This window comes from Mycolicibacterium grossiae (assembly GCF_008329645.1).
In the GTDB taxonomy this organism is placed as follows: domain Bacteria; phylum Actinomycetota; class Actinomycetes; order Mycobacteriales; family Mycobacteriaceae; genus Mycobacterium; species Mycobacterium grossiae.
Window position 1 is genome coordinate 5322635 of sequence record NZ_CP043474.1, and the last position, 15827, is coordinate 5338461.

Below are 15827 nucleotides of genomic sequence, written 5' to 3' on the forward strand. Positions count from 1 at the left end.
GCGTCGGGCGGTCCCCTGCGGCACGCGGTCGGGCGTCGGGCGGCCGGCGTCAGGCGGTGAGCGCGATGCGGTGGGCGCCGACGATGTCGGCGTAGCGGTCCGGGCTGCAGGTCAGGACGATCACCTGGCCGTCGCCGCCGACCGCGTCGAACACCTCGGCCATCCGGGTGAGCCGGGCGGCGTCGGTGAAGCCCAGCGCGTCGTCGATGACGACCGGTACCCCGTCCTCCTTGGCGACCAGCGCCGCACCCGCCAGCCGCGCGACGATGCCGAGTTGCTCCTTCGCGCCGCCGGACAGCGAGTCGTAGGGCACCGTGCACCCGTCGAGCGTGCGGTACGTGATGCACAGGCCCGCATCGATCTCGACCTCGAAGTCGGGCCCGAAGACGATGCGGCCCAACCGTTCCACCTCGGTGCGGAACGGGTCGACGTAGCGCTGCCGGGCGTCGTCGCGGTGCCGCGTCATCACGGTGCGCAGCGTGTGAACGGCGTTGGCGCGGCGCTGCAGGCGGCCGTGCTCGGCCTCGGCGTGCGCCTGTTCGCCCAGGGCCGCGTCGAGCCTGCCGTGCCGGCCCTCGCTGCCGTACACCTCGAGCTGCGCGGTGGTGGCCACCAGCTGCCGGGACAGCTCGTCATGGCGACGACGGCAGTCCCGGTCACGCGCGGCGGCGGCGTCGACGGCAGCGCGCACCGCCTCGGGTGCGGCCTCGGCGAACTCGGCCTCCAACCCCGCGAGCGCGTCCCGCGTGACCGTGGCGTCCCGATCGGTGGCGTGCACCCGCGCCACCAGGTCGTCGTCGGACACCTGCGCCCGCACCCGTTCCAGGCGCTCGGCGACCTCGGTGACGCGCGCCCGGGCGGCGTCCAGGTTGGCCCGCAGGTGGGTGGCTGCGGCGGTCCGCTCCGTCAGCGTGGCGGACGCCGCGGCGACGGCATCCCGCAGGCGGGCGCACTCCGCCACCGCGGCGGCGTGCGACGACGTGGCGTCCTGCAGCGCCGCCCGTGCGGCGTCGGCGTCGGGCACCGGTCCGGCGGTCAGGCCGGCCCGCAGGTCGGTGAGCCGGCGGCGCAGCGTGGCGACGTCGCCGTGCTCGGCGTCGGCGAGCAGTGCGTCGCGGGTTGCCTGCAGCCGTTGCCGCAGCGCGGCGTGGTCGCGACGGTGCTCGTCGAGTTCCGTTGCGGCGGAGATGCTCTCGACGCCGGCGTCGGCCAGCAGCGTTGCGAGGGCCGCACGCTTGGCAGCCAGCTGAGCGCCGGTGTCAGCGGCGGGCGCGCCCGGCACGATCCGCACCGACAGCACACCCGGGACGTCGATCCCGGTGGCCGCGGTGGCGCTCGTCGACCACGTCGCACCCTCGGCGAGCGCGACGACCTGCCCGTCGACGGTGACCTCGACGGCGCGCTGCGCGGTGACCTCGACGCGGGCCGACGCGGCGTCGGCCGCCGCCTCGGCGGCCTCGACCTCGATCCCGGCGCGCTCGATGAGGCGCATTCCGCGCTCGGTGAGGCGGATCTCGGCGAGGTGCGCGTCGGCGTCGCGCAGGCCGCGGTCGGCGGCGTCGATCTTCGCCAGCCGCGCCGCCAGGCGCTCGGCGTCGGCGTGGCGGGCTGCGACCTCGACCGCCGACCGCGCGGCGTCCAGGTCCGCCTGGCGGGCGGTGACCGTGTCCACGGCGGCCGTCGCCGCCACAACCGTCTCGTCGTGGGATCGCTGCGCCGCCACGGCGTCGCAATCTGCCTCGTGCGCAGCGGTTTCCAGGTCGTCGATGGCAGCGCCCGCACCGTCCAGCTCGGCGGCGTACCGGCGGCGCTCGGCGAGGGCGTCGACGGCGGCGACGTGCGTGTCGCGCGCGGCCCGGGCGACGATCCTCGCCTGTGCCAGCCGCTCGGCGACCTTGGCCACCTCGTCGGCGGCCTGCGTCGCCGCGGCGAGGGCACGCGTCGCGGCGGAGCGCTCGATCGTCACCTCGGCCAGTTCCTCGGTCAGCGCGGCATGCCGGGCGACCGCGGACTCGACCTCGGCGACCTCCGCCGCGCAGCGCTCGACGGCCTCCGCCGCGGCGGCGCGGCGCTTGACCGCGGCCAGCCACGGGCCGGTGGGCTTGCCGCCTGCGGTGAAGTACTCGCGGAACTCCTCCTCGATGCGGTCGACGAGCAGCGGCTCGGTACCCGACAGCGTCACCGACTGACCGGCCGCCACGTCGAGTGCGCGTGACAGCGCGTCGCAGCCGGAGAGGTCGACCGGCACCGTCGCCGACGCCTGCAACACGCGCTGGGCCTCCCACAGTCGGACGTCGACGGTCTCGGCGAGGATCACCCGCACCCGCTCGTGCGCCTCGTCACCGGTCCACTGTTCCCGCGCCGGGGCGGTGACGGTGAGTTCGGTGACCGGACGCTTGTGGTAGCGCTTGAAGTACGTGAAACGGTAGGGGCCCGTGGAGATCTCGGCCGTCACCTCCGCGCCGGCGTCGACGTGGGTGGGCTTGACCTGCTTGACCTCCTTCTTGCTGGAGCGGTCCTTGGCCTCCAGCAGGAGGTCGAGCGCCTCGACCATCGAGGACTTGCCGATCTCGTTGGCGCCGCTGACCACGACGACGCCGCGGTCGGGGAACTCGACCTCGCGGTGCGCGATCCCGCGGTAGTTGCGCAGGACCAGTCGGTGCAGCTTCACGCGGCCCCCCGATCGACCAGGCGCAGCAGCAGGGCGAGCGCGGCCCGCGCGTCCTCGGAGCGCTCGTCCTCGCCCTTGGCGGTCGCGACGAGTTCGTCGACCGCCGACGCCGCGAAGCCGCCGATGCCGAGGTCGTCGAACTCGCCGTCGGCGGGTACCACCACGACGTCGGTCTGGCTGTCCCACACCGACAGCGCCGCGAACCGGCGGGCGTGCTTGTCCAGACACGCGTCGAGCGCGGCCTTGTCGGTGACCGTCAACGTGCCGTTCAGGCCGAGCTGCACCACCGTGCGGTCCTTGTCCGGCAGCAGGTCCAGGTTGAGGTCGAGGTCGGTGACGTCGCGGCTGGTGTCGACGGTGTGCCGCAGCGACAGGAACCGCCAGGTGCCCAGCTTGCGGGCGGTGACCGTCACCGTGCGGTCCGGGTCGGCCTCGTCGAGGTCGACCACCAGCACGTGGCCGGGGTCGCCCTCGACGTGGTCGTAGTTGGTGACCTCCGGCGCACCGGAGTACCACACCCGGCCCGTGCCCCCCACCTCGGTGCGAGAGTGCTTGTCGCCCAACGCCACGTAGTGCACGGCGCCACGGGCCAGGGCATCCTCCACCGCGGCGAGCCGGATGAACGACGCCTTGTCCCGGTCGGGCTGGAACACGTCGACGCCGCCGTGCCCGACGACGATGCGGGTGACGCCGTCGGCGGTCAGACCGGCAAGCACGTCACCCACCAGGTCGCTGGTCGGCGCCTTGGAACGCCATGGCGCCGCGACGATCTCGAGCCCGGGGCGCACCGGGTGCACGCCGGCCCGGTCGAGCACCACGACGTTGTCCGGCTTCTCGGCGAGGAACAGCGCGCTGGTGTAGACCGAACCGGCGTCCAGCGGATCGTGGTTGCCCGGCAGCAGGTACACCGGAACGCCGATGCGCCGCATCGCCTCCAGCGACTGGCTGATCACCCGCGGCGCGAGGTGGTTGTCCTCGAACACGTCCCCGGCGACCACCACGAACTCGGCGCCGACCTCCGCCGCGAGCGGCCCGATGGCCGCCACCACGTCGCGGCGCGCCGCCGAATACCGCGGCTGCGCCTCGTCGTTGAGGAAGTGCCGAGTCATCCCGAGCTGCCAATCGGCGGTGTGCACGAAGCGCATCCGATGGTCCTCCCCGTCTCGTCGATTCATCGGTGAGGCGAGTGTAGGACCGGGCGCCGACAAGTCCGCGGACCTCGACCGGCATGTGCCGCGGCAACGCTGCGATCAGCGCGTGCGCAGCGCCGCGACCCGGCCGAGCGCGACGTCGACCACCACGAACGCGACCAGGCTGACCCCCAGCACGGGGAGGAACCAACCGACGGCGAGCGCGGCGAGCACCACGACCGCGGTGACCGCCGGACGGGTGCGACGCAGCACGCCGCGCAGCGGTGGCCGCCCGACGGCCCACGCCGAACCCCGGGTCGGACGGCGCTGCCACCACATCCGGTAGCCGCGCACGACGACCGTCACCAGCGCGGCCGCGACGACGAACAGCAGGAGTTGATTGAGCCAGCCGAACAGGAAGCCCATGTGCATGCGGATGCCCCAGTCGGCGAGCTTGGCGACCATCGAGTAGTCCCGGTCGTAGTCGACCACGCTGGTGACCGCGCCGGTGACCGGGTCGATCGCGGCGGCGTCGGTGGTCAGCCGGTAGGGCGCGTCGGTCTCGGTGACGCCGACGGCGTGCCCGGGCTGGGTGGGCAGCGTGACCTCCAGCGGCGCCGCCACGCCGGCTGCGGCGGCCGCAGCCACGACCCGATCGAGGTCGACGCCGTCCTCGGCCGGCGCACCGCCGTCGTGGCCCGCCTGCCGGCCGTGCCCCGCCTGCTGGCCGTGCGCTTCGTGGCCCGGGTGTCCCCCGCCGTCCGGCGCGGGCCCGGTCAGCGTCGTCGTCAGCGCGGGCCGCTCCCACGCGAAGTGCGCCCGCAGCTCGGACACCGTCGCCCCCGCGTAGGTGGACCACGTGATGCCGGTCGCCGACAGGAACAGCAGCATCGGCAGGATCCACACGCCGACCGCACCGTGCCAGTTCAGGGTGCGGCTGCGGCCGCGTCCGGCCTGGTCGACGGTGAACAGGCGACCGGGCCTGCCGCGCCGCCGGTCCGAGCGCCGCCGCGCCCACCACAGGGCGAGCCCGCCGAGCGCCACCACCCACAGCCAGGACGCCGCGAGTTCGCTGTACACCCGGCCCGGCTCGCCCAGGTTGAGGTGCCGGTGCAGACCGTCCAGCCAGGTGCTCACCGGCAGGTAGCCCAGCCACGTCGGCTCGTCGCCGAGGACCCGGCCGGTGTAGGGATCGACGAACACGGCGCGTTGGACGTCCTCGCCGAGCGCCGGATCGGTGAAGAGAACGCGCGTCGAGTCCTCCGGCCCGGCCGCCGGCCGCGCGCCGGCCATCGCGAGGTCGGGATGAGCGGCGCGCGCCGCAGCGGCCTGCGCCGTCAGGGGCAGCGGGTCCCCGGCCGGCTCGACGACGAGCAGATCGCGGTACACGACCCGTTCCACGGTGGGTGCGAGCGCGTAGAGGCCGCCGGTGACGGCGGCGACGAGGATGAAGGGCGCGACGAGCACGCCCGCGTAGAAGTGCAGCCGCCGCAGCAGCGGCACGGCGCCGCGGTGCGTCGGCCCGGCGGCGGACCGTCCGGGCGCCGGGTGCGTGGTGGGAGGACCCTGGGTGTCCTCGGTGGGTGGGGTCGACATGGTCGAAGTCCTTCGTTCACGGGAGATCCGTGCAGGCGCGGGCGCCGCACGGCGGGATGCCGGACGGCGTCGAGCGCGCGTCCGGTGTGCGTGCCGCCCTCAGGCGGCCGTGAACGACGGAGGACCGCGGGTGCCGAGCCCGGAGCCGGGCAGGATGCGAATCCGCAGACCGGCGCCCCACCACAGCGGGCGGGGGCGGCGGCAGGCGTCGGTGCCGCGCAGCGCGACGCCGACGAGGATCAGGCGCCACAGCACGCCGGCGAGCGCGGCCAGCGAACGTTCGGCGGTCCCGATGAGCACCGCCAGGACCAGCGCCGCGACGCCGTGGGCGACGAGCATGGGCAGCGTCGCGTGGGACCCGCCGTGGTGGTGCCCGGCGGTGAAGGTCAGCAGGCAGTGCCCGACGGTCTGCCCTCCGGCGAGGTAGGCGACGAGCACCGGGAGGCGCCGGTGCGCCTCCGACGGCGACGAGGCGACCGCCCCGACCATGGCCGCGCACAGCACGAGCAGCACCATCGACGACGTCGCCGGCAGCTCCGCACCCGCCGATCCGTGAGCCGCGACGGCGACGGCCATCGACGCCGCACCGACGCAGACGCCGCGCAGCCGCGCGGCACCCCTCCGTGCGGTGGTCATCGCCGCAGCTTAGCGCGCGGGCTACGTTGGTCCGCGTGAGCAGGACGCTGGTGCTGATGCGGCACGCGAAGTCGGGCTACCCGGACGGCGTCGCCGACCACGACCGGCCGCTGGCGGAGCGGGGCGTCCGGGAGGCGCCGCTGGCCGGCGCGTGGCTACGGTCGCACGTCGACGTCGTCGACGCCGTGCTGTGTTCGACGGCCACCCGCACGCGCCAGACACTCGCCCGCACCGGCATCGAGGCGCCGGTGCAGTACCTCGACGCGCTGTACGACGCCACGCCCGGCACGGTCCTCGCCGCGATCAACGGCGTCGCCGACGACGTCACCACGCTGCTCGTCGTCGGTCACGAGCCGACGACGTCGAGCTTGGCGCTCGCACTGGCCGGTCCGGGCAGCGACGCCGCGGCCGTCGGTGAGATCGAGGCGAAGTTCCCCACCTCGGCGCTCGCGGTGCTGCGCACCGACGCGACGTGGGACGCGCTCGAGTTGGGCGCGGCGACGCTCGTCGCCTTCCACATTCCTCGCTGACGTCCCTCGCTGACGTCCCTCGCTGACGTCCCCCGCTGAGGTCGCGCGCTAGCTGTTGGTGTTGAGCGTCAGCTCCATCAGCTTGAGCGCCATGCCGCACGCGTCGATGCCGGGCGCCTGCGGGTTGACCCACCAGCCGACCACGCCCGCCGCGTCGCTCGCGACGCCGCACGCGCCGTTCGGGTCGTTGGGCTTCATCACGATGGACGGCACGCCGTTCACCGCCCGGTTCTCGATCTGATACTTCAGCTGCTGCGCGACCTGGCGCTCGTTGTCGAGGCTGCCCTGCTCGAACCAGAACCGCGTGATGTCGACGAGGCCGGCCGGGTTGAGCGCCTGCCAGCGGCAAATCGCACCGACGAACGTGCTCTGGATGTCCAGCGGGTCGGCGCCCACCGTCTCGGCGAGGATGTCCTGGGTCAGGACGTCGCACTCCTTGAGCAGGTTGGGGTACTGACGCTGGGAGTCGTCGTTGCGTTCGGTGCCGCCCGCGCCGGCGCGAACCGCCGACCCCTCGACCGACCGGGTGCACCCCGACACGCCGACCAGCACGGTCAGCGCGGCGAGCACGGCGCCGAGCCGGGTCAGGGCGCGGCTATTCAGGATGCGGCGGCCGGTCACTTGGCGTTCACGATCGACTGGCGGGTGAGTTCCTTGGCGACCTCACACGCATCCGGGAAGGGCTTCTGCGCGTAGCTGACCGACCACTCGATGAAGTCGTCGTCGAACTGGATGCCGGTCTCGCACAAGCTGACGCCCAGCGTCGGATCGTCGCTCAGGGCGATGAAGCCCTCGTGCCCCTCGACGTTGAGGTCCTCCACGCTCGTCCTCGACAATTCCTCGGTCTTCCGTTCGCGTCCGATCGGGCTCCCCCGGAACCAGGAGAAGGAGATGTGCGGGCCAAGCACGCTGCCGCCGGCCAGCCACTGGCAGCCCGCCGACGTCTTCGCCGTGTTGACGAGGTTGGGCAGCTGGGTGATCTGACCGATCGCCTGATCGCTGATCCCGCCGCACTCCGGGAAGAACGGACCGTGCTTGGCGGCGGCGCTGGGCGCGGCCGACGACGGCACGCTGGGACCGGCCGGCTGGTCGTCGCCGGAGCACGCCGCTGCCGCGGGGATGAGCGCGGCGAGGGCCGCAGCCAGCACCGTCGCACGTCGTCTGCTGGGGGTCCGGCCTCGGCTGTCGTCGGGTCGTCCGATCACGCCCGCAACTGTAGCGGCAGCGCTGCGGCGCAACCACCGACATGCCGACTGACCTGCGACTATCCTGTGAGATCCTTAAGCATCGTCTGCTGCGCGGCGGGTCCGGACCCGCGCGTGAGCCGTGTGCGATGGTTACGGGATGCTCTGGGCGCTGGTGCGGCGGTTCGTGCAGCCCTACCGGGGCCTGCTCACCGTCGTCGCGGCGCTGCAGGTGGTGAGCACCGTGGCGTCGCTGTACCTGCCGACCATCAACGCGGCGATCATCGACGACGGCGTCGCCGTCGGGAACACCGGCCTGATCGTCGAACTGGGCGCGGTGATGCTCGGCGTCACGGCCCTGCAGGTTGTGTGCGCCGTCGGGGCGGTGTTCTTCGGCTCGCGGGCCGGAATGGGTTTCGGCCGCGACCTGCGCTCGGCGATCTTCCACCACGTCACCGGACTCTCGGCCGAGGAGACGTCCCGCTTCGGCAAGGCCTCGCTGCTCACCAGGACCACCAACGACGTCCAGCAGATCCAGGTGCTGGTGCAGCTGACGTGCACGACGCTGGTCACCGCCCCCATCACCAGCGTCGGCGGCATCGCCATGGCGCTGCACCTCGACGCCGGGCTGTCCTGGCTCCTGCTGGTCAGCCTGCCCGTCCTGGCGGGGGCCAACTACCTGATCGTCGCCCGGCTGCTGCCGCTGTTCCGCGCCCTGCAGGGACTCATCGACGGCATCAACCGGGTACTGCGCGAACAACTCTCGGGCATCCGAGTGGTCCGCGCGTTCGCCCGCGAGCCGGTGGAGATCGCTCGCTTCGCCGCGGCGAACCAGACGCTGTCGAACACCGCGCTCGAGGTCGGCCGGTGGCAGGCGCTCATGCTGCCGGTCACGACACTCGTCATCAACGTCTCCAGCGTCGCGCTCATCTGGTTCGGTGGCGCGCGCATCGACGCCGGGCAGATGCAGGTCGGCGCACTGATCGCGTTCCTCTCCTACTTCATGCAGATCCTGATGTCGGTCCTGATGGTCACGTTCGTGCTGGCGATCCTGCCGCGTGCGTCGGTGTGCGCCGAGCGCATCACCGAGGTGCTCTCCACGACGGCGGCGATCGCCAGCCCCGCCTCGCCGCGGTGCCCGGCGACGCGGTCCGGCCGGGTCGAGCTGGACGGTGTCGCGTTCCGCCATCCCGGCGCGGATCGGCCGGTGCTGCAAAACGTCTCGTTCACGGCGGAGCCCGGCACCACCACCGCGATCGTCGGATCGACCGGGTCGGGCAAGTCGACGCTGGTGTCGCTGATATGCCGCCTCTTCGACGTGACCGACGGCGCCGTGCGGCTCGACGGAGTCGACGTGCGCGATTACGACACCGAGGTGCTGTGGTCGTCGCTCGGCCTGGTGCCGCAACGCGGCTACCTGTTCTCCGGGACCGTTGCGGACAACCTGCGCTACGGCAAGGACGATGCCACCGCTGAGGAGATGTGGGACGCGCTGCGGGTCGCCGCTGCCGCCGACTTCGTCGCCGCCCATCCCGAGGGGCTCGCGATGCCCGTCGCGCAGGGCGGCATCAACCTCTCCGGCGGACAGCGGCAGCGGCTGGCGATCGCCCGCGCGGTGATCCGCCGGCCGCTGGTGTACCTGTTCGACGACGCGTTCTCCGCGCTCGACGTGCGAACCGACGCCCGGGTGCGCGAGGCGCTGGCCGAGGTGTCGGCCGACGCGACGGTGCTGGTGGTCTCGCAGCGCGTCTCCACGATCAGCAGCGCCGAGAAGATCGTGGTGCTCGACGACGGCGTCGTCGTGGGCGTCGGCACGCACGCGTCGCTGCTGGCACGCTGCGAGGTGTACGCCGAGATCGTCGACTCCCAGTCCACCGGCGCCGCGGCCGGAGACGTCCGGTGACACGGCCGATGCGCGCGATGCAGCTCCCGCCGGAGCGCACCCGCGACTTCCGCGGCACCGCCGTCCGCCTGGTGAAACGGCTGACGCCGCAACGGGTTACGACGGCGGCGGTGTTGCTGCTCGGCGTCGCGGGCATCGCGATCGGCGTGATCGGGCCCCGGGTCCTCGGCCATGCCACCGATCTGTTGTTCAACGGCGTCATCGGACGCCAATTGCCGGCCGGCCTCACCAAGGAGCAGGCCGTCGAGGCGGCGCGGGCGCGCGGCGACGGCACGTTCGCCGACCTGCTATCCGGGATGGACGTGGTCCCCGGCCGGGGAGTCGACGTCGACGCCGTGGGCCGCACGCTGCTGCTGGCGCTGGGTCTCTACCTGGTGGCCGCCCTGCTCGTCTGGCTGCAGGCGCGGCTGCTCAACGTCACCGTGCAACGCACCATGGTGGCGCTGCGTGCCGACGTGGAGGCCAAGGTGCACCGGCTTCCGTTGTCGTACTTCGACACCCGGCAGCGCGGCGAGGTCCTCAGCCGGGTGACCAACGACGTCGACAACATCGGGTCGTCGCTGTCGATGACCATCGCCCAGCTGCTGACGTCCGTGCTGACCGTGGTGGCGGTGCTGGTGATGATGCTGACCATCTCGCCGCTGCTGACCGGGATCACCGTGCTGGTGGTGCCGCTGTCGCTGTGGGCCACCCGGACCGTCGCGCGCCGCTCGCAGCGCGCCTTCGTCGCGCAGTGGCGCAACACCGGCCGGCTCAACGCCCACATCGAGGAGACCTACAGCGGGTTCACGGTGGTGAAGACCTTCGGTCACCGCGCACTGGCCGAAGAACGGTTCCGCGACCTCAACGACGACGTCTATCAGGCGAGCTTCGGCGCCCAGTTCCTGTCCGGGCTGGTGTCGCCGGTGACGACGTTCATCGGCAACGTCAGCTACGTCGCGGTCGCGGTGGTCGGCGGGCTGCAGGTGGCCGGCGGCCAGATCACGCTGGGCAGCATCCAGGCATTCATCCAGTACGTCCGCCAGTTCAACCAGCCGCTGACGCAGGTCGCCGCGATGTACAACACGATGCAGTCCGGCATCGCCAGCGCCGAGCGCGTCTTCGACCTGCTCGACGCCGACGAGGAGCCCGCCGACCCGCCCGCGGGCGCGGTGGCCGCCGACCGCGGCCCCGGTCGCGTCGAGTTCGTCGGCGTGGGTTTCGGCTACCGCCCGGGCACGCCGGTGCTCCACGACCTGTCGCTGGTCGCGGAGCCGGGTGACACCGTCGCGATCGTTGGGCCGACCGGCGCCGGCAAGACGACGCTGGTGAACCTGCTCATGCGGTTCTACGACGTCGACGCCGGCCGCATCCTCATCGACGGCGTCGACATCACCACGATGAGCCGCCACGCACTGCGCTCCCAGATCGGCATGGTGCTGCAGGACACCTGGCTGTTCGGCGGCACGATCTACGACAACATCGCCTACGGCAGGCCGGACGCCTCCGAGGACGAGGTGCTCGCCGCGGCGCGCGCCGCGCACGTCGACCCCTTCGTCCGGACGCTGCCCGACGGCTACGCCACGGTGATCGACGACGACGGCGGCAACGTCAGCGCCGGCGAGAAGCAGCTGATCACCATCGCCCGGGCGATCCTGGCACGCCCGCGGCTGCTGATCCTCGACGAGGCGACCAGCTCGGTGGACACCCGCACCGAGTCCCTCGTGCAGCAGGCCACCGCGGAGCTGCGCCGCGACCGCACCAGCTTCATCATCGCCCACCGGCTCTCGACCGTGCGCGACGCCGACGCGATCCTGGTGATGGAGGCCGGCCGGATCGTCGAACGCGGCACGCACGCCGAGCTGCTCGCCCGCCGCGGCGAGTACTGGCACATGACCCAAACCTGACCCGGCGATTCACGAGCGCTTTCATTCGCTCACCGAACGAAACCGCTCGTGAATCACGGGAACAAGCGGTGTGCTCATTGGCATTCCGCCGCTCGGGCACCGCACGCCGGGGCAGGATGGCCGCCATGAGCACCGCCGAGGCCCGCGTCCGGGCGGCCGCCGAGCCCACCGGCGACGGCGCGGCCAGCACCGTCCACACGTTCTGCCGGTACTGCCTCGCGGCGTGCGGCATCGAGGTGACGGTCGTCGGCAACCGCGTCACCAAGATCGCCGCGGACAAGCAGAACCCGCACAGCTGGCACGACTTCTGCGCGAAGGGACGCACGGCGAACCAGCTCGTCGAGCACCCGCGACGCATCCTCGCCCCGATGCGCCGCGTCGGCGACTCCTACGTCGAGGCGACGTGGGACGAGGCGCTGACCGACATCGCGGCGCGGATGAACGCGCTGATCGACGCGGACGGGCCGGACGCGATCGGCGTGTACTACGGCAACCCGGCGGGCTTCTCGTCGTCGAACATCGTCTTCATGAACGGCTGGCTCGACGCCGTGGGCACGCGCAACCGCTACTTCGTCGGGTCGGTCGACCAGAACGCCATGCACGTGGTGTCCGAGGCGATGTACGGCTCGCAGCTGATGTCGCCGGTGTCCGACGTCGACCACTGCGACTACTTCCTGCTGGTCGGCACGAATCCCGCAGTGAGTGCCTGGAATTGGCTCGAGACCGTGCCCGGCGGGTGGCGCCGTGCGCTGGCGCGGCAGCAGGCCGGCGCGACGATCGTGGTGGTCGACCCGGTGGCCACCGAGTCGGCGCGCAAGGCCGACGTCCACCTGGCGGTGCGACCCGGCCAGGACTGGGCGCTGCTGCTGGCGATGGTCAAGGTCGTCCTCGACGAGGGGCTGGAGCACCGCGAGGACTGCGCCGACCTCGCGACCGGCGTCGACGACCTGCGCGCGCTGGTGGCCGAGGCCGACCTCGACGACCTCGCCGGCCGCTGCGAGGTGCCGCGGGAGACCATCGAGCGGGTCGCGCGGGACTTCGCCGCGGCACGCGGCGCGATGGTGGTCACCCGCACCGGGGTCTCGCTGCACGAGGCGGGCACGGTCGCCGAGTGGCTCGGCCACGTGCTCAACGTCACCACCGGGCGGATGGACCGGCCCGGCGGTCGACGCTTCGAGCGCGGCTACGTCGACGCCTTGCGGATGTTCGAGCTGGCCAAGGTCAAGCCGCACCGCAGCCGGCTGCGCGGCCGGGAGATGGTGGCCGGGGCGCACGCCCTCGCCGAGCTGCCCGACGAGATCACCACCCCCGGGCCCGGACAGATCCGGGCGCTGGTCATCAACAGCGGCAACCCCGTGGTGTCCGGGCCGGACGGCGCGGCGCTGGACGCCGCCCTGGCGCAGCTCGATCTGCTGGTGGTGGTGGACTTCGTGCAGCGCGAGAGCCACCGGCACGCGCACTGGCTGCTGCCCGCCGTGCACTGGCTGGAGCGCAACGACCTGCCGGCCTTCACCAGCAGCATGCACGACGAGCCGTTCATCCAGTACGGCGTCAAGGCGGTCGAGCCGCCCCCGCAGGCCCGCGAGGAATGGCGGATCTGGGTGGACCTCGCGCTCGCGATGCGCCGGCCGCTGTTCGGCGCCCGGGGCGTCAACGCGTTCGTCGCCGCGACGCGCCGGCTGGCCGCGGTCACCCGGAGGCCCGGTCTCGCGTTCACGCCGCACTGGATCGACCGGCTGCTGGTGGCGACGTCGCGCAAGGTGAACGGGCGCAGGCTGCGCTGGCGCGACGTGCTGGCGCACCCGCACGGCCTGGTTTTGGGCCCGCGCGAGTACGGCCACTTCCGCGACGCGCTGCGCACCGAGGACAAGCGGGTGCACGCCACGCCGCCCGAATTCCTCACCCGCGCACGCGAACTGCTCGCGACGCCGGCTCCGGTGGGACCGCTGGGCTATCCGTTCCAGCTCGGCAACCGCCGCCACCGGCACTCGATGAACTCCTGGCTCAACGAGCTGCCCGGGCTGCATCCGGCGGGCAAGGGCAACGAGGTGTTGATCCACCCGGACGACGCCGCGGACCTCGGCATCGGCGCCGGCGAGCGGGTGCGGGTGTCCTCGCCGGTAGCGGCGATCGAACTCGACGCCGCGCTCACCCCGGCCGTGCGGCGGGGCCTGGTGGTCGTCGACCACGGCTGGGGGTCACGGATCTTCGACCCGCGCGGCGGCGGGGCGCCGGAGTCCTTCGGCGTCAACCGCAATCTGCTGGTCGGCGCCGACGGCATGGATCCGCTGTCGCAGACCTCGACGCTCGGCGGTGCCTGGGTCGCCGTCGAGCCGGTGTGACGAGCGATTCACGAGCGCTCGCGTTCGCTCACCGAACGTCAGCGCTCGTGAATCGCGAGGGACCCTAGAGGCCGGGGCCCTCGGCCTTGAGGTCGTCGACGGCGGTCATGGCCTCGCGCAGCTTGGCGAGCCACTCGTCGGCGTGTTCGCCGACCAGGCGTACCGACCACACCAGGGCGTCGGAGCGCGAGCGCGCGACGCCGGCGTCGACGAGGGTGTCCAGGACGCGCCGCTCGGGCTGCTTGAGCCGCGTCATGACCGGAACGGCTAGGTGGGTGAACAGAATCCGCTCGGCCGTGTCGCCGGTGCCGATCTCGACGCCCCAGGCCACCTTGCGGCCGTAGCGCGCCTCGGCCTCGTCGGCGATGTGCATGCGTTCGCTGCGGGTCTCCTCGCGGAAGCGCGCGGCCCGGCCGGACGCGCGGGCCTCGCTCTCGCCGTCGGCGGCGGGCAACCGGCCAATGACCGTGATCTCCTCGCGGTCGACGACGACGTCGGGGTCGCCGTCGAACCAGTTGTCGGGCAGCCGTCCGGCGATCCATTCGGCTGCGGTACTCGCGTCGGGGGGTGTGTTGTGCTGCCGACTGCGGTGATGTGTCCTCATGCTTACATGATTACACCGTTACAGGGTCGGCAGTGCGACCTTCTCCCAGGGCGAACGGGCGCGTCTCAGCGCCTACGCAGGCCCGCGTACAGCGCCGCGCCGCCGCCCAGGACCGCGGCGACGAAGAGCAGCGCCGCCCATGCCGGACCGGCGAGCAGCCACACCACGCCGACGACGAGCAGCGCCGGCGTCGCCAGGAACAGCACCATCCCCGGGTGCTGCTTGAGCACGGCGACCGCGCTGCGGGCCCGGACCGGGTCGATCTCCTTGGACATGGTCACAGCGTGCCAGGGCGCCGACTCCCGCGGCGGGGAACGACTGCGCCGCGTCGCGGTGGCCTAGGGTCGGGGGCAACCCCACCAGACGATCGAGCCCGAGGAGTCAGCGGTGACCGGACCAGGAGCAGGCAGTTGGCAGCCCGACCCGGAGGGTCGCTTCGACTACCGGTGGTGGGACGGCCGCAACTGGACCGACCAGGTCTCCCACCAGGGCCGCAACGGCACCGCCCCGCTCGGTGGGGCACCGGCACCGGCCGGCGGACAGCACCAGGGCGGCCCGCAGCACGGCACGCAGGAGCACGGCCGGCACGAGCAGTACGGCGGCGCGCAGCAGCCGAGCGCGCAGGACCAGTACGGCGGCCCGCAACAGCCGAGCGCGCACCCGGCGGGCGACGGCTTCGCGGGCATCTCCGGTGACCTCGTCGACGGCCGCTTCAGCGAGAAGGAGGCCAAGGCCGTCGCCAACCAGAACGAGAAGCTGCTGCGCGTGCGCCTCGGCGAGCCGTTCATGGCGCGGCAGGGATCGATGGTGGCCTACCAGGGCAACGTCGACTTCTCGTTCGAGGGCGGCGGCGCGGGCAAGTTCCTGAAGAAGGCGCTCACCGGCGAGGGACTCCCGCTGATGCGCTGCCAGGGCCAGGGTGACGTGTTCCTCGCCGATCAGGCGAACGACGTACACCTGCTGCACATCCAGAACTCCGGACTGTCGATCAGCGGCAAGAACGTGCTGGCGTTCTCGGCCAGCCTCGACTGGAACATCGAACGGGTGAAGGGCGGCAGCATCGCGACCGGCGGGTTGTTCAACACCACCCTGCGCGGGTCGGGCTGGGTGGCGCTGACCACCGACGGCCCGCCGGTCGTGCTCGACGCCGGGGAGGCGCCCACCTACGCCGACACCAACGCCGTGGTCGCGTGGTCGGCGAACCTGCAGACGCAGCTCAAGACGAGCTTCAAGGCCGGCGCACTGATCGGCCGCGGGTCCGGCGAGGCACTCCAGGTGGCGTTCCACGGGCAGGGGTTCGTGATCGTCCAGCCGTCGGAGGGCGTCCAGATCCTGGTGCAGTAGC

General features: G+C 72.6%; 13 protein-coding genes. 5 read left to right on the plus strand and 8 right to left on the minus strand.

All coding sequences use genetic code 11. The features are described 5' to 3' along the window. Positions 1-49: 49 nt before the first annotated feature. The 4 genes from FZ046_RS25465 to FZ046_RS25480 all read right to left on the minus strand — a co-directional run bounded on the left by FZ046_RS25465 (position 50) and on the right by FZ046_RS25480 (position 6033). On the minus strand, positions 50-2671 hold the full coding sequence (locus FZ046_RS25465; RefSeq protein WP_149484341.1) for an AAA family ATPase: 2622 nt from the start codon (positions 2669-2671) through the stop codon (positions 50-52). Beyond that, a complete protein-coding gene (locus FZ046_RS25470; RefSeq protein WP_070356436.1) occupies positions 2668-3816 on the minus strand; it encodes a metallophosphoesterase family protein in 1149 nt (382 codons plus the stop codon). The genes FZ046_RS25465 and FZ046_RS25470 overlap by 4 nt, the downstream gene beginning before the upstream one ends. Before the next feature lie 105 nt (positions 3817-3921). Continuing rightward, positions 3922-5397, minus strand: a complete 1476-nt coding sequence (locus tag FZ046_RS25475) for a PepSY-associated TM helix domain-containing protein (protein ID WP_149484342.1) — start codon at positions 5395-5397, stop codon at positions 3922-3924. Positions 5398-5496: 99 nt separating this feature from the next. Next, a complete protein-coding gene (locus FZ046_RS25480) occupies positions 5497-6033 on the minus strand; it encodes a hypothetical protein (protein WP_070352988.1) in 537 nt (178 codons plus the stop codon). Positions 6034-6089: 56 nt separating this feature from the next. On the opposite strand from FZ046_RS25480, the gene FZ046_RS25485 reads away from it, so the two are divergent. Then, positions 6090-6563 carry a SixA phosphatase family protein gene (locus FZ046_RS25485; RefSeq protein ID WP_070353005.1) on the plus strand — a complete coding sequence of 158 codons (474 nt, stop codon included), beginning with the start codon at positions 6090-6092 and terminating at the stop codon, positions 6561-6563. Between the two features lie 48 nt (positions 6564-6611). Here FZ046_RS25485 and FZ046_RS25490 read toward each other — a convergent pair whose 3' ends face one another. Together FZ046_RS25490 and FZ046_RS25495 are read right to left on the minus strand one after the other, a co-directional pair. Next, positions 6612-7151 carry a DUF3558 domain-containing protein gene (locus tag FZ046_RS25490; protein ID WP_070353004.1) on the minus strand — a complete coding sequence of 180 codons (540 nt, stop codon included), beginning with the start codon at positions 7149-7151 and terminating at the stop codon, positions 6612-6614. A gap of 29 nt (positions 7152-7180) precedes the next feature. Next, the gene (locus tag FZ046_RS25495) at positions 7181-7708 is read right to left on the minus strand and encodes a DUF3558 domain-containing protein (protein WP_083298202.1); all 528 of its coding nucleotides are present in this window, start codon (positions 7706-7708) and stop codon (positions 7181-7183) included. 199 nt (positions 7709-7907) lie between these two features. Between FZ046_RS25495 and FZ046_RS25500 the strand changes: the two genes are divergently transcribed. The 3 genes from FZ046_RS25500 (at position 7908) to FZ046_RS25510 (ending at position 13878) form a co-directional block, all read left to right on the plus strand. Next, positions 7908-9650, plus strand: coding sequence for an ABC transporter ATP-binding protein (locus tag FZ046_RS25500; protein ID WP_070353002.1), 1743 nt, complete (start codon positions 7908-7910; stop codon positions 9648-9650). An 8-nt stretch (positions 9651-9658) separates the two neighbouring features. Beyond that, a complete protein-coding gene (locus FZ046_RS25505; protein ID WP_070352987.1) occupies positions 9659-11536 on the plus strand; it encodes an ABC transporter ATP-binding protein in 1878 nt (625 codons plus the stop codon). A 125-nt stretch (positions 11537-11661) separates the two neighbouring features. Further along, complete coding sequence (locus FZ046_RS25510) at positions 11662-13878, plus strand: molybdopterin-containing oxidoreductase family protein (protein ID WP_070353001.1); 2217 nt, start codon at positions 11662-11664, stop codon at positions 13876-13878. A gap of 64 nt (positions 13879-13942) precedes the next feature. Here FZ046_RS25510 and FZ046_RS25515 read toward each other — a convergent pair whose 3' ends face one another. Both FZ046_RS25515 and FZ046_RS25520 read right to left on the minus strand, forming a co-directional pair. Next, complete coding sequence (locus FZ046_RS25515) at positions 13943-14482, minus strand: ATP-binding transcription factor AbmR (protein ID WP_070352986.1); 540 nt, start codon at positions 14480-14482, stop codon at positions 13943-13945. A gap of 65 nt (positions 14483-14547) precedes the next feature. After that, positions 14548-14757 carry a hypothetical protein gene (locus FZ046_RS25520; RefSeq protein WP_070353000.1) on the minus strand — a complete coding sequence of 70 codons (210 nt, stop codon included), beginning with the start codon at positions 14755-14757 and terminating at the stop codon, positions 14548-14550. Between the two features lie 112 nt (positions 14758-14869). Here FZ046_RS25520 and FZ046_RS25525 point away from each other — a divergent pair, with 112 nt between their 5' ends. Further along, the gene (locus FZ046_RS25525; protein WP_070352985.1) at positions 14870-15826 is read left to right on the plus strand and encodes an AIM24 family protein; all 957 of its coding nucleotides are present in this window, start codon (positions 14870-14872) and stop codon (positions 15824-15826) included. The last annotated feature ends 1 nt before the right edge of the window (position 15827 follow it).

Coding starts and splice junctions, on each gene's coding strand:
- FZ046_RS25485 (WP_070353005.1), top strand. CDS start 6,090: ATGCGGCACGCGAAGTCGGGCTACCCGGACGGCGTCGCCGACCACGAC.
- FZ046_RS25500 (WP_070353002.1), top strand. CDS start 7,908: ATGCTCTGGGCGCTGGTGCGGCGGTTCGTGCAGCCCTACCGGGGCCTG.
- FZ046_RS25515 (WP_070352986.1), bottom strand. CDS start 14,482: ATGAGGACACATCACCGCAGTCGGCAGCACAACACACCCCCCGACGCG.
- FZ046_RS25520 (WP_070353000.1), bottom strand. CDS start 14,757: ATGTCCAAGGAGATCGACCCGGTCCGGGCCCGCAGCGCGGTCGCCGTG.
- FZ046_RS25505 (WP_070352987.1), top strand. CDS start 9,659: ATGCGCGCGATGCAGCTCCCGCCGGAGCGCACCCGCGACTTCCGCGGC.
- FZ046_RS25475 (WP_149484342.1), bottom strand. CDS start 5,397: ATGTCGACCCCACCCACCGAGGACACCCAGGGTCCTCCCACCACGCAC.
- FZ046_RS25480 (WP_070352988.1), bottom strand. CDS start 6,033: ATGACCACCGCACGGAGGGGTGCCGCGCGGCTGCGCGGCGTCTGCGTC.
- FZ046_RS25510 (WP_070353001.1), top strand. CDS start 11,662: ATGAGCACCGCCGAGGCCCGCGTCCGGGCGGCCGCCGAGCCCACCGGC.
- FZ046_RS25470 (WP_070356436.1), bottom strand. CDS start 3,816: ATGCGCTTCGTGCACACCGCCGATTGGCAGCTCGGGATGACTCGGCAC.